Annotated in this window: 9 protein-coding genes and 1 pseudogene; 5 read left to right on the top strand and 5 right to left on the bottom strand. The window is 76.4% G+C overall.

Annotation, left to right across the window (positions count from 1 at the left end; all coding sequences use genetic code 11):
* Positions 1 to 411: 411 nt before the first annotated feature.
* A pseudogene (locus tag ABZY91_RS39255) lies at positions 412 to 1,110 on the top strand (chitosanase); the annotation flags it as partial.
* 67 nt (positions 1,111 to 1,177) lie between these two features.
* On the opposite strand, the gene ABZY91_RS39250 reads toward ABZY91_RS39255, so the two are convergent.
* Entirely contained in the window at positions 1,178 to 2,140 is a 963-nt protein-coding gene (locus ABZY91_RS39250; protein ID WP_355408702.1) for a hypothetical protein, read from the bottom strand.
* 868 nt (positions 2,141 to 3,008) lie between these two features.
* On the opposite strand from ABZY91_RS39250, the gene ABZY91_RS39245 reads away from it, so the two are divergent.
* On the top strand, positions 3,009 to 6,029 hold the full coding sequence (locus ABZY91_RS39245) for a transcriptional regulator (RefSeq protein WP_355408700.1): 3,021 nt from the start codon (positions 3,009 to 3,011) through the stop codon (positions 6,027 to 6,029).
* On the opposite strand, the gene ABZY91_RS39240 is transcribed toward ABZY91_RS39245, so the two are convergent.
* A complete protein-coding gene (locus ABZY91_RS39240) occupies positions 6,015 to 6,548 on the bottom strand; it encodes a hypothetical protein (protein ID WP_355408698.1) in 534 nt (177 codons plus the stop codon). The genes ABZY91_RS39245 and ABZY91_RS39240 overlap by 15 nt on opposite strands.
* An 85-nt stretch (positions 6,549 to 6,633) precedes the next feature.
* Here ABZY91_RS39240 and ABZY91_RS39235 point away from each other — a divergent pair, with 85 nt between their 5' ends.
* Positions 6,634 to 6,888, top strand: a complete 255-nt coding sequence (locus tag ABZY91_RS39235; RefSeq protein WP_355408696.1) for a hypothetical protein — start codon at positions 6,634 to 6,636, stop codon at positions 6,886 to 6,888.
* 23 nt (positions 6,889 to 6,911) lie between these two features.
* Here the strand turns inward: ABZY91_RS39235 and ABZY91_RS39230 are convergent, their stop codons facing one another.
* Together ABZY91_RS39230 and ABZY91_RS39225 are read right to left on the bottom strand one after the other, a co-directional pair.
* Positions 6,912 to 7,433: a DinB family protein gene (locus tag ABZY91_RS39230; RefSeq protein WP_355408694.1), complete on the bottom strand. Its 522-nt coding sequence runs from the start codon at positions 7,431 to 7,433 to the stop codon at positions 6,912 to 6,914.
* Between the two features lie 112 nt (positions 7,434 to 7,545).
* Positions 7,546 to 9,561 carry a DEDDh family exonuclease gene (locus ABZY91_RS39225; protein ID WP_355408692.1) on the bottom strand — a complete coding sequence of 672 codons (2,016 nt, stop codon included), beginning with the start codon at positions 9,559 to 9,561 and terminating at the stop codon, positions 7,546 to 7,548.
* 192 nt (positions 9,562 to 9,753) lie between these two features.
* On the opposite strand from ABZY91_RS39225, the gene ABZY91_RS39220 reads away from it, so the two are divergent.
* Positions 9,754 to 10,566: a class I SAM-dependent methyltransferase gene (locus ABZY91_RS39220; protein WP_355408690.1), complete on the top strand. Its 813-nt coding sequence runs from the start codon at positions 9,754 to 9,756 to the stop codon at positions 10,564 to 10,566.
* 126 nt (positions 10,567 to 10,692) lie between these two features.
* On the opposite strand, the gene ABZY91_RS39215 is transcribed toward ABZY91_RS39220, so the two are convergent.
* Entirely contained in the window at positions 10,693 to 11,130 is a 438-nt protein-coding gene (locus ABZY91_RS39215) for a hypothetical protein (RefSeq protein WP_355408688.1), read from the bottom strand.
* A gap of 384 nt (positions 11,131 to 11,514) precedes the next feature.
* Between ABZY91_RS39215 and ABZY91_RS39210 the strand changes: the two genes are divergently transcribed.
* A complete protein-coding gene (locus ABZY91_RS39210; RefSeq protein ID WP_355408686.1) occupies positions 11,515 to 12,897 on the top strand; it encodes a condensation domain-containing protein in 1,383 nt (460 codons plus the stop codon).
* The last annotated feature ends 40 nt before the right edge of the window (positions 12,898 to 12,937 follow it).

The raw sequence follows: 12,937 nt of genomic DNA, 5'->3' as shown, positions 1-12,937 counted from the left end.
GTGCGCACGGCGTGCGAGACGGCGGACTGGCTCGTACCCAGGCGCGCGCCGACCAGCCGAGACCCGACCCGCCGACACAACGCCCGACCAGCCGACGCCCGCCCCGCCGACCCCGGAGCCCCGATGCCGACCCGGCCCACCCGAGCCGCAGTGCCGCCCGCCCTGACCGCTCTCCTCCTGGCCGCGGTGCTCCCCGCGCTCCCGGCCGCCGCCGCACCCGCACCGACGACCCCACCCAGCGCGTCCCCCTCCGCCGCGTCCCCGTCCGCCGCGACCGTCCCGCCGGCCGACGGCAGGGGCCGGCCCCACCGCACCACCCAGCCCGCCGCCAAGCCCGGCGGCGACCCCACCGGCAGCCCCACCACCAAGCCGACCGGCCGCCCCTCCGGTCCCGCCACCGGCGACCTCACCGACCCGTCCCTCAAGGACCTCGCCCAGCAGATCGTCTCCAGCGCGGAGAACTCGTCGCTCGACTGGAAGGCCCAGTTCGGCTACATCGAGGACATCAAGGACGGCCGGGGCTACACCGCCGGCATCGTCGGCTTCTGCTCCGGAACCGGCGACATGCTCGAACTCGTCCGCCACTACCGCACGCTGAAGCCCGACAACGTGCTCGCCAAGTACCTCCCCGCCCTGGAGAAGCTCGACGGGTCCGGCTCCCACGCCGGGCTCGACCCGGACTTCACCGCCGACTGGAAGCGGGCCGTCCAGGACCCGACCTTCCGCAAGGCCCAGGAGGACGAACGCGACCGCGTCTACTTCGACCCGGCCGTCGCCCAGGCCAAGTCCGACGGCCTGCACGCCCTCGGCCAACTCGCCTACTACGACGCCATCGTCATGCACGGGCCGGGCAACAGCTCCGACAGCTTCGGCGGGATCCGGGCCGCCGCGCTGCGCAAGGCCAAGCCCCCGGCCCAGGGCGGTGACGAGAAGACCTACCTCGCCGCCTTCCTCGACGCCCGCGCCGCCGCCATGCGCACCGAGGCCGCCCACTCCGACACCAGCCGCGTCGACACCGCCCAGCGCGTCTTCCTGGAGGCGGGCAACCTCGACCTCCACACCCCGCTGCGCTGGAAGGTGTACGGGCAGTCCTTCCACATCGACGGGTAGCGGCGGCCCGCCGGCCGGTGGTGCCTCCGGAGTCACGCCGCTCCGGAGGCACCGCCGGCCGATGACGTCACCGGGGCCAGGACGGCGCCGTCCGCGCCTCCCCCGGCCCGTCGTCCGCGACGGCCGCCCGCCGGTCCCCGGCCCGCGCGGCGGTCTCCGCCGGGACGCCGAGGCCGGCCGGTCCGCCCGAGGTCGCCGGTCCGCCCGACACCGCCGGTCGGACGGCCTCGCCGGGCTCCGCCCGGCCCACCGGAGTGCAGCGCTCCGCGGGCACCCCCCGGCCGGCCGGGAGCCGCAACGCCTCGACGGCCACGGCCGTCCCCAACACGCCACCGGCCGGCGAGCCGACCCGCAGAGCAGGCACCAGCACGCCCTCCGCCAACGGCATCGCGGGCGTGGGCGCCACGCCCCGGGGGGCCACGCCCCGGACGGCCTCACCTGCCGGACGAACCGGCTCGCCGGCGCCCACCGCCCGGCGCTGCGCCGTCACGGCGCCGGACTCCGCCGGAACGGCGGGCACCACGGGCCGCTCCGCCGACCCGGCCGGGTACCCGCCCCAGGAGCCACCGACGACGGCGCCCCCGGAGTCGGACGATCGCCCGCCCGCGCCGAGGCCCGGACCGGAGCTGGTCCGCAGGCCCTCCGAGGTGGCCGGGCCCACCTCCTCGGCGGCGGACGACGCGTCACGCCGGAGCTCGGCCACCGTCGAGGACAGCCGCAGGACGAAGTTCCGCTCGGCCGGGTCGCCGTTCGGCCAGTCGCAGTCCTTGCTGCGCAGGATCCTGCTCCGCAGGCCGCTCCGCGAGGTCTGCCACGGACCGGGCAGCACCCGGACGTTGGGCCGCCAGCCGACGCCGGGCACACAGTGCTCCAGCTCCAGCTCCCACTCCTCGGCCCGCACGTCGAGGGAGGCGCCGGTCCGGCCCTCCAGCACGGAGGTGCCGTACGGGGTGCGCACCACCGCGCGCTGCTCGAAGGCGGCGTCCTTGTCGAGCACCGTGATCCGCAGCGGCCCGTTCATTCGCAGCATGGTCGCCCTCCCAGGGGTCGGAGATCGCGGGACCGTCCCGGCCCCGCACCCTGCTCGACGGTGCGCCTTCCGGCCGGGGTTCACCGGCCGGCCCTGGTCCCCGCGCGCGAACCGCCCGCGGCGGCACCCGGCTCCGCCCCGCCCGCGGACGGCGGCGCCGGGGCGCGGACCCGCGCGGGCCGTCCGCCCGTCCGGCCGCCGGTGAACCCGGGACCGCATGCGGGCCGTTGAGCTCAACACGAGCAGCCCTGCCCCACCCGCACCACCTCCACCGGCCCGCCCCGGGCCCCACCCCTTGGGCCGACCGCCCTGCGCTCCCCCGTGGCGCGTGCCCGGACCTGCACGGACCTGCCCGGACCTGCACGGCCGATCCCGGCGGCCACCGGCCCGGCTTCCCCTTCAGGCAATCCGCGCCTCCCCATCGCGCACAACTGCCGGCCGATCGGACCCGCGCACCGCCCTCGACGGGCAAGCGCCCCGCGTGCGCCCCCGCCGTCCGGCGCCTCCCCCACCCCGCCGGACGGTCCCCGGCCCGACCGGCTCCGCGAGCCGCCCCGCACCCTCCGGACGGACGGCCCGGGATCGCCACGACCGCCGTCCACGCAGGGCGCCGCCGTTCCGCCCGTCCCGATCGCGCCGCGTCCGCGACCGCGTTTCCCTGATGGATCGTCAATGAACTTCAGGAGAACAACCGCCGACGCCCGCCCGACGTCCAGCTGACCGGCTCCCGTCAATCCCCCGAAAGGGCGGTCCCCAGGCGCTCCGTGGCCGAACGGCCACGGGCCGGAACCGTTCCCCGGGCGTGGCTAGACTGCGCCCCGCACAGGGACGGAGATCTCCGCCGACCGCTCTCACCTGGGAGGATCCGTTGTTCGTTCGACTGCTGGGTCCGGTGGAACTGCAGGCTGCGGACGGCCGCGCCGTCGAGCCCGCCGGCGCCAAACGGCGCGCCGCGCTGGCCCTGCTCGCGCTCGAACTCGGCCGCACCGTCCCGGTCGAGCGGTTCTTCGAACTGCTCTGGGGCGACGAACCGCCCGCCCGGGCCCGGGCCGCGCTCCAGGGCCACATCGCCGCGCTGCGCAAGCTGCTCGCCGGCTCGAAGCTCGTCCTGTCGACCCGCGCCCCCGGCTACCGGCTGGACGGCCCGGCCGAATCCGTGGACGCCCTGCTGTTCGAGCGGCTGGTCGCGCGGGCCACCGAAGTGGCCGTCCCGGACGGCGACGAGTCCGCCGCCGGACTGCTCCGCCGGGCCCTGGACCTCTGGCACGGCCCCGCGACCCTGGCCGACCTGCCCGAGACGGACCTGCGCGACGTGCTCGCCGACCGCCTCCGCCAGGTGCGGACCCGGGCCCTGGAGGCCTGGAGCGAACGGCTGCTCCGGCTCGGCCTCGGCCCCGACGCCGCACCGGAACTCGACCGCGCGCTCGAAGCCGACCCGTGGAACGAGCCGCTGGCCGCCCTGCTGGTGCTCTGCCTCCGTCAGGCCGGGCGGCCCTGCGACGCGCTGACCGTCTACCACCGCACGCGCCGCCGGCTGGCCGCGGAGCTCGGCGTCGGCCCCGGGCGCGCGCTGCGGTCGGCGGTGGCCGACATCCTCGCCGACGAGCCGGGGAGGCGCCCGCCCTCGGCCGCCGTGCGCGTCACCGGTCGTCCCGAACGCACGGCCGGCGCCGCCGGAACAACCGGCACGACCGGCCGCGTCCGCCCCCGGGCGGCCGGGTCGGCCGGCCTCTCCGCCTGCGCGGTCCCGTCCGCGCGGCAGCCGGCCGCGGTCCCGTTCCCGGCCCGCACGCCCGCCGTCCGGCCGCCGGCCCCGCTCCGCCCCACCGCCGGCCCCGGCCGCACCGCCAACCCCGGCCCCGGCCCCGGCCCGGACCAACTCCCGCGCCGGATATCGGGTTTCGCCGGCCGGTCGACCGAACGCCGCTGGCTGGAGGCCGAGTGCGGGGGCGAACGCCCCGGCGGCGGCCTCGCCGTCCTGGTGGGCCCGGCCGGCACCGGCAAGACGGCCACCGCGGTGCAGTGGGCGCACGACGCGACCGCCGCCTTCCCGGACGGGCGGCTCTTCGCCGACCTGAACGGCTTCGGTCCGGGCCCGCGCGCCGAACCGACCGCCGTCCTCGGCCGGTTCCTGCGCGCGCTGGGCGTCCCCGAGGGCTCGCTGCCGGAGGATCCGGCCGCCCGCGCCGCGCTCTACCGGTCGCTGACGCACGGCCGCCGGCTGCTGGTCGTCCTGGACAACGTCCGCGACGCGCAGGACGTCACCGAGCTGCTCCCGACCGGCCCGGCGTGCGCGACGGTCGTCACCAGCCGCAGCTCGCTGGAGGACCTCGTGGTGACCGAGGGCGCCGCCCTGCTGCGCCTCGGCGCCCTGCCCGCCGAGGACGCGCGGCGCCTGCTGGAGCGCCTGATCGGACCCGCCCGGGTGGCCGCCGAGCCGGAGGCCGCCGGCCGGCTGGCCGAGCTCTGCGACCGGCTGCCGCTCGCCCTGCGGATCGCCGGTGCCCGGCTGGCCGCCCGGCCCGGCTGGGCGATCGCCGACCTGGTGCCCGAACTCGCCGACGAGAGCACCCGGCTGCGCGCCCTGGACACCCGGGGCACGGCCAGCGTCCGGACCGCGCTCGATCTGACGCTGCGCCACCTTCCCGCGCCCGCCGCACGTCTGCTGGCCCTGCTCGCCGTCCACCCGGGGCCCGAGACGGACGCCCACGCCGCCGCCGCCCTGCTCCGCACCGGCGCCGCCGAGGCCCGCCTCGCGCTCGGCGCGCTCGCCGCGCACCACCTGCTCACCGAGACCGCCCCCGGCCGCTACGGCCGCCACGACCTGGTCCGGCTGTACGGGGCCGAACTCCTCGACGAGCGGCCCGCGTCCGAGCGCGCCGCCGCGACCGCGGCCCTGACCGACCACTACCTCGCGGTGGTGGCCCGCAGCTCCGCGCTGCTCCAGCCCGGTCCCGCCCACGCCGCCCACCGCCCCGCGCCCGCCGTCGCCCCGCCGTTCGGCGCCGACCCCGCCGGGTGGCCGCACCTGCCCACCGTGCCCGCCACGCTCGACTGGTTCCAGGCCGCGGAACCCACCGTCCGCGGCCTGGTCACCGCGGCCTCCGAACGCGGCGACCACCGCCGCTCCTGGCAGCTGGCCTACCGCGCCGACTGCCTCTACTACGGCGCCGGCCGCCGCACGGACCGGCTGACCTGCCTCCGGGTCGGGCTCGCCGCCGCCGCCCGCACCGGCGACCCGGCCGCCGTCGCCTCCATGGAGGCGGTCACGGCCCGGGCGCTCGGCGGCAGCGGCCGCACCGCGGAGGCCCACCGGCTGGCCCGCCGCGCGGTCGACCGCACCGTCGGGTCCGGCGACACGGTCCGGGTGCAAGCCCTCACCGTCCTGGCCACGGCCACCGCGGCCGACGGGCGACCGGCGGAGGCCGTACGCCTGGGCGAGCAGGCGATCGCACTGGCCGAGCGGCACGGCCTGGCCGAGCACGCGCCGTACGCGCTGAGCAACACCGCCGGGCTGTACGGCCTCGCCGGCGAACCCGGGCGGGCGCTGCACCGGGCCCGGGACGCCCGCGCGCTGCTCGCCGACCACCCGCTGGCCGTGTTCCACCTGTCGGCGATGATCAACGAGGCGCACGCCCTCCAACTCCTCGACCGCCGCACGGCGGCGGAGGAGGTCTGGCAGCAGACCCTGGAACGCTGCCGGGTCGCGGGCACCGTCCACCTGCACGCGGTGGCCGAACGCCACTACGCGGACTTCCTGCTGGCGGGCGGCCGCGCCCCGGAGGCCGTCCGCACCCTGCACTCGGCGCGCCGGCTGTACGGGCGGCTCGGCGACACCACGGTGGTGCACGAGCTGGAGGTGCGGTTGGCCGCGCTAGAGCCTGTCTGAGGACCTGCCGGTGCCCGGGGCCGGGCCGCCGGCCGGGCGCGGGGCCGGACCCGGGCCGTCACCGTCCACCCGGCCCCGGACCAGATCCGCCGTCAGCATCGTCACGCCGTCCTCGCCGAAGCGGTGCAGCAGGAGCGCGACCCACTCCACCGCCTCGGCCCGCTCCAGCGGCGTCCACCCGGACGCCGAGGGGTGCTCGTCCACCACCAGGGCCTCGGCGACCATCCACAGTCCGTCCGGGGCCCTCGTCCGCGGTTCGTCCTCCAGCCCCGCCACGGCCAGCCGCCAGGCGGCCTCGACCACCTCCGCCCCGGTGGCCGGGGGCACCGCCCACCCACCGGCGGCGAGGTCGCCGTCGTCGCCGGGGAGCGCGTCGTCGTTCCCCGCGCGCTCCCCCCTGTCGGCCGGGTCCTCCGCCGCGAGCCACCTCGCCAGGAGCTCCCGGATCCCCGTCTCACCCGCCGCTTCCGCCATGGCGGCCAGCTTGCCAGCACTGCGGCCCGTGGTCATCACTGTCACGTGGACGAGTACGGCTGCCGCCCCGCGCGGCGTTCATTTCCCCCGCCGACGGGTTGCGGCGGCCCGCCCCGCTCGTTATCCGGTCATGAGCTACGACTACCTGCCCTCACCCCGGTCCAACGACGGAACGTTTCTGTTCGACGCCCCGATCTTCGCCCGACTCGCGCGCCTCTGGCTGGATGCCGGACGGACCGTCCCGGGCCGCCCCGACCAGGAGTGGCAGCACCTGGTCGAGCCGCCCAGGTTCCGCCCCCTCGCCGAGCCCGCCCCGCCCCCGACGCCCGTCCGGCCCGACGACCCCGCTCCCCCGACCGCACCGGCCGACCGCCGGCCGTTCTGAACCCGGCGGCCGGGCCTGCGGTGCTACGCGCCGACCTGCCCGTCGATCGCCTCGCGCAGGAAGTCGGCGTGCCCGTTGTGCCGGGCGTACTCGTGGATCAGGTGCAGCATCACGAACCGCAGCGAGACCTCCTTGTCCCAGCGCACCTGGTAGCCCGTGACGTCCAGCGAGGCGGCCTCCCGCTCGATCCGCCGGGAGTGCGCCACCTCCGACTCCCAGGCCGCGAACGCCTCGGCGCGGTCGGCCCCGGCCGCGTCGTACGCGGCCTGGAAGTCCCACTCCGTCGACCAGCGCAGCGGAACGTCCTCCCCGTCGATCACCCGCCGGAACCAGGTCCGCTCCACCTCCGCCAGGTGCCGCACCAGCCCGAGCAGCGTCAGCGTCGACGGCGGGCTCGACCGCGACCGCAGCTGCTCGTCCGTCAGCCCGGCGCACTTCATCGCCAGCGTGCCGCGGTGGAAGTCCAGGTACGCGCGCAGCGTCTCCCGCTCTCCCCCGGTCAGCGGCGGCGCCACCCGCCCGTCGTCCGTGCCCGTCCCGCTCACAGGTCCTCCTCGATCGTCGAAAGTCGGACGGTGCCGATCGGCGCGGCCCGGTCCCCGGCGTCGCCCGCCCTGCCCGTCTCCGTCCGGTGCCGAACGGCCCCCGCACAGCCTCTCAGCCCGCGACGTCGACGCCGAAGCTCCGCGCGAGCTCCTCCAGTCCGTGGTCGAAGCCCTGCCCGACGACCCGGAACCGCCAGGCCCCGCCCCGCCGGTAGACCTCGCCGAGCAGGAGCGTCCGCTCGGTGGTCGCCGCGTCCAGGGTGGCCCGCACGATCGGGCGGGCCCGCGTCCCGCCCGCGAGCGCGATCTCGACCGCCCCGACGTCGCCGAAGGTGGCCGCGCCGTCGATCGCCGCCGCGATGACGATCCGGCGCACCGAGGACGCGAGCGGGCCCACGTCGACGGTCACGCCCTGCTCCTGCGGGCCGTCGAACGCGAGCCGGACCGTCCCGTCCGGGCTCTCCGGCGCCCCGTAGAAGACGAAGTCCTCGTCGGAGGCGACCTGCTCCTCCTCGTCGAGGGCGAAGGCGACCACGTCGACCTCGCAGGTGCTCTGCTGGGCCCAGGACGCGTGGACGGTCCAGCGCGTGCCGTCCGCGGCGAGCGGCAGGTCGATCACGCCGCCGCGCGGCAGCACCACCTCGCCGTCCTCGTCCGGCGCGGCGCCGTCCGGCGACCCGCCCGCCAGGAGGCCCCCCGGCGGCGCGCTCCGGACCTCCTCGATCCAGGCCGGTTCGCGGACCGGCAGCCCCAGCCACTCGATCCGCCGCATCCGCCGGTCGGCGTGGGCGCCGGTGAGCGCCAGGACGTCGGTGACGTTGGCCGAGAGGTTCACCGCGGCCGCGGCGCCCAGGTCGACCAGCGCCGTCCGGGCCTCGGCCGACTCCTGGTGCCGGCCGCCCAGCACCAGGATCCGCCGCCCGGTCAACGCCCGCCGCTCCCGCGCCCCGCCGCGCCGCGCCGGCGCCCGCCCGCCGGGCCCGGCCACCGTCGCCGGCGGGACCTGGGCGACGACCGGGGTCGTGTCCGGGACGGCGTCCGGGACGGCAACCGGGACGGGCCGCGCCGCGGGGTCCGTCACCGCACCGGCCGCGCCGGCCGCGACCGGCGAGTCCCGCACCGGCGACTCCGCCGCCGCGGGCCCCGGCACGACCGGCGCCGCCGGTCCGCCGCCGTCGGCCGCGTCGTGCGACTGCCCCGGCCGCACCTCCGCCAGCAGTGCCAGGAACGCCGCCTCGTCGACCAGCGGCACGCCCTCCGCCGCAGCCCGCCGGGCCTTCGCCGAAGCCGCGCCGTCCGGCCCCGCGTTGGCGACCAGCACGCTGGTGTGGCGGCTCACCGAGGTCATGACGTTGAGTCCGGCGGCCACCGCCCGTGCCACCAGTTCCTCCCGCGCCGTCACGGTCTCGCCGGTGACGGCGACCTTCATGCCCTGCACCAGCGGCCCGCCCGACGCCCAGCGTCCCGGGTTGCGGTAGCCGCACGGCGTCTTCGGTATCCGCGGGCGGAACTCCGAGGTGCGCCGGGGCGGGCAGGCGACCAGCGGCAGCGGGAGCCCCAGCCGGGCCGCCTCCACCAGCGACCCCCGCAGGATCCCGGCCAGCACCCGGGTGTCGTCCAGGGCGTCGTGGGCCCGCCGCTGGACGACGCCGTAGTGCGCGGCGAGCGTGCCGAGCCTCAGATCGTCCGTGGGGGTCTCGATCCGGCGGTTCAGCGCGAGCGTGCAGAGCCGCCGGGAGACCGGCAGCCAGGACCGGGCCAGCGCGAACTCGTGGCTGAGGAAGTCGTAGTCGAACTGGGCGTTGTGCGCGACCATGACCCGTCCCTCCAACAGCTCCGCGATCCGGCCGGCGACCCGTTCGAAGGTCGGCGCCCCGCGCAGCCGCTCGGCCGTCAGACCGTGGATGTCGACCGGTCCCGGGTCCACCCCGGGGTCGAGCAGCGTCGAGAACTCCCCGGTCTGCCGGCCCTGGGCGTCGACCGTCACCACCGCGACCGACAGCACCCGGTGCTGCCCGGGCCTCAGCCCGGAGGTCTCGACGTCGACGAGCGCCCAGTCGTGCTCGTAGTCGGCGGTGTCCGCGACGGGCGCGGCGGTCTGGCGGAGAGGTGACGTAGCCGAAGTCATGCCGTTAAGCATGCTCATCCTCACGTATCACTCACAACCCGATTGACCTGCTTGTTATCCGCGAAACCACCCCCTTCGGGTAGTTCCGTCACCGGCACGTTTGGGTACGTACTGCGGCGCGCGCCCGCGAGCGGGCGCGGACCCACGCACCTTCACGACACCACTCAGCCCTCACACGGAGACCGAGCCCCCATGAGCAACGACCGCATCCCCGCGTCCGTACGCCAGACCTACGGCCCTGACGACCTTTCCCGAGCCGCGAGCTTCGCGGGCGGTTTCATCAACTTCGGGGACTGGCGCGGCATCGACACCACCGCGCCCACCCAGGAGGACCGCGTCCTCAGTCAGGAGAACCTGTACCGCCGGGTGCTGCGCGCCTTCCCCGCGCCGGCCGAGTCCCTGCGGCTGGCCGAGGTCGGCTGCGGGCGCGGGCTCGGCGCCGCGCTCGCGCTGCGGGAGTTCCGCTTCGCCCGGGTGACGGGCGTCGACATCCACCCCGACCAGGTCGAACGCGCCCGCGCCGTCAACGCCCGCGCCCTGGCGACGTTCCCTGACCGGCTCGGCTACACCCTCGGCTCGGCGGACGACCTCCCCTTCGCGGACGGCTCCCTGGACGGCGTGTACTCGGTCGAGGCGGCGCAGCACTTCCGCGAGCTGACCGGCTTCGCGCGGGAGACGGCCCGGGTCCTGCGGCCCGGCGGCCGACTGGTGGTCACCACGTTCTTCAGCGCCGAGGGTCCGGAGGCGGCCGAGCGGCTGAGCATCCTGCTCGGGAGCTTCGCGGACGGTCTGGACGTCGCCCACCCGCTCGACGCCTTCACGGCCGACCTCGCCGACGCCGGGTTCACCCGCATCGCCACCGGATCCATCGGCGAGGACGTCTGGCCGGGGCTGGACCGCTACCTGGAGGGGACGGTCCCGTCCGGCCACTGGACCCGCAACTTCCTGACGACGTGGCGGGACGGCCTGCTCGACTACCACGTCGTCACCGCCGAACGGTCCTGACCGGCGCGCGGGCCGTCACGGGCCCGGCTCGGCCGGCGACCCGTTCCGGAGGCCGGGTTCACGCGCCCGCAGGCCGGCCGCCCCGTGAGGGACGGCCGACCGGCGAGTCCGTGGACCCGGCGGGGATCAGCAGGGGACGGGCACCGAGACGGTGGCGGTCGACGGCGGCCAGCCCCACTTGGTGACGGAGAACGTCCCGGTGACGGTCGATCCGCAGGGGGCGGTCCCGGCCACGTAGCCGACCGGCCGGCCGCCGACGGGGATGACGACGTTCGGGGTGTCGGTCCCCAGCGAGGCGCCGCCGACGACCCCGGCCGTGAGGTCGAACGAGACCGTCTGCGGGGTCCAGCTGATGGCGACCGGGGTGGCGTAGCCGGACAGCCAGACCTGGTCCCCGTCGACGGTGGCACAGAGCTGGGTCCGCAGGATGCCTTCGAAACCGTAGACACAGGTCTTGGTCGCCGTCGTGGCGGTGGAGACCTGCGCGGTGGCCTCGGTGGCGCTCACGGCGCCGAGCGCGGACAGGGCGGCGGCACTGGCAAGGATCGCGGTGAATCGTTTCATCTGAGATCTCTCCTTCACAAGGGCACGGGGTGGGCCGAGGTGCGAAGCAGTGCAATTTCACGCTTCACATGTCAGATGTTTCCATGGGTTCCGGAGACTCACCGGCCGTTCGCCTTGCGTCCGAAGATGATTACCTGATCCGACCTTCACATGGCTGGATCTCGCGGTTCCGCATGCGGCGGCCACGCCACCCTCCCGGCCCCGGGTTCCACCGCTCGCCCGCACCGGCCACCCCCCTGAACCACCCCCACCCCACCGGTGGACTCTCGACGATCTCCCGGTGGTGCGCCAGACTCTCCCTACGGCTCCCACCGCACCCTCCGCAGCACCACTGATCCTCGGACCACACATCGGAGAACCCCCACGGTGACTACGAGTCGAACCTTGGACATCAGCTTCTCGAACGGAAGATCCGGCAGCGGCCCGGCCACCTGGGGCCAGCAGGCCATCTGGGACGTCGTCAACCGCCTGACCCCCGCCGACCGTCCGCGCTACAACATCACCACGGCCTCACCCGTGGACCCCGGCGTCCCCGTGCAGACCACCCTGGACGCCCTGCGCGACCTGCTCCACCTGCACGACTCCCTGCACACCCGTCTGCACCCGGACGAGAGCGGGACCGGGCTGCGCCAGACCGTCGACCCGGACGGCCTGCTGACCGTGCACACCCGGCACTGCGACGACGACCCCGCCGAACTCGCCACCGCCGGCAGCGCACTCCACCGCCGGCTGGCCGCCGACCCGTTCGACAGTGCCACCGACTGGCCGCTCCGGGTCGGTCTGGTGATCGCCGACGGGCTGGTCCGGCACATCACCCTGGTCCTCTCCCACACCGCGGTGGACGGCAGCGGAATGGGCCGGGTGATCCAGGACCTCACCGAGCTGGCCCTGGGCGCCACCCCCGAGTCCGTCCGGGCCGAGCGGTCGCCCCAGCAGCCGCTGGAGGAGGCGGAGTTCCAGCGGTCGGAGCGGGGAAGACGCCGCGACGCCAACGCCCGCGCGCACGTCCTGCGCAAGCTGCGGCTCGGCCCGCCCCGCCTCTTCCCGCCCACCACCGCGGAGTCCGCGCCGTTCCCGAACGCACTGCTCGACTCGCCGGCCCTGCTCCGCGCGGTCGACCTGGTCGCCACCGCCCACCGGGCGAGTTCCTCCTCCGTGCTGCTGGCGGCGGCCTGCACGATGACCGCCGAGCTCTCGGGATCACCGGACGTCGTGATCCAGGTCATCGTCAGCAACCGCTTCCTGCCGGGCCTGACCGACGCGGTGAGCGTGATCGCGAGCGACGGCATGTTCCATCTGCCGAACGCCGTCGGCGACTTCGGCGAGACGGTCCGGCGCACCCAGGCCGCCGCGATCGCCGCGTACCGCCACGCCTACTACGAGCGGCGCCTGCTGGACGGCGAGATCGACCGCCTGACGGCGGAGGGCGTCCCGCTGGCCGACCGGTCGTGCATCTTCAACGACACCCGCGACCTCCTGCCGGCCACCCTGGCGACCGCCCCCGTGCCGTCCTCCGAACCGCTCGACCGGGCTCGCGAACGGACCACCCTGACCTGGCCGACCGAGTTCGACCCGCGGCCCGGCCTCAGCTACGCGCTGGACGCCCTGCAGACCGGCGACGCCCTCCAGCTCGCCATGACCGCCGATCCGGCCGTCCTCCCGCGCCCCGCCATGGCCCGCTTCCTCCTCGGCATCGAGAACCTGGTCGTCGGCGAGGCCGAGGCCCTGGCCGGGGCGGCCGAGGCCGTCGCCGTCCCGGCGGGCTGACCCGCCGAACCGGACGGCCCGGCCGTCCGCGCAGCTGCGC

This window comes from Kitasatospora sp. NPDC002965 (assembly GCF_040611255.1).
In the GTDB taxonomy this organism is placed as follows: Bacteria; Actinomycetota; Actinomycetes; order Streptomycetales; family Streptomycetaceae; genus Kitasatospora.
This window is presented reverse-complemented; position numbering and strand designations above follow the sequence as displayed.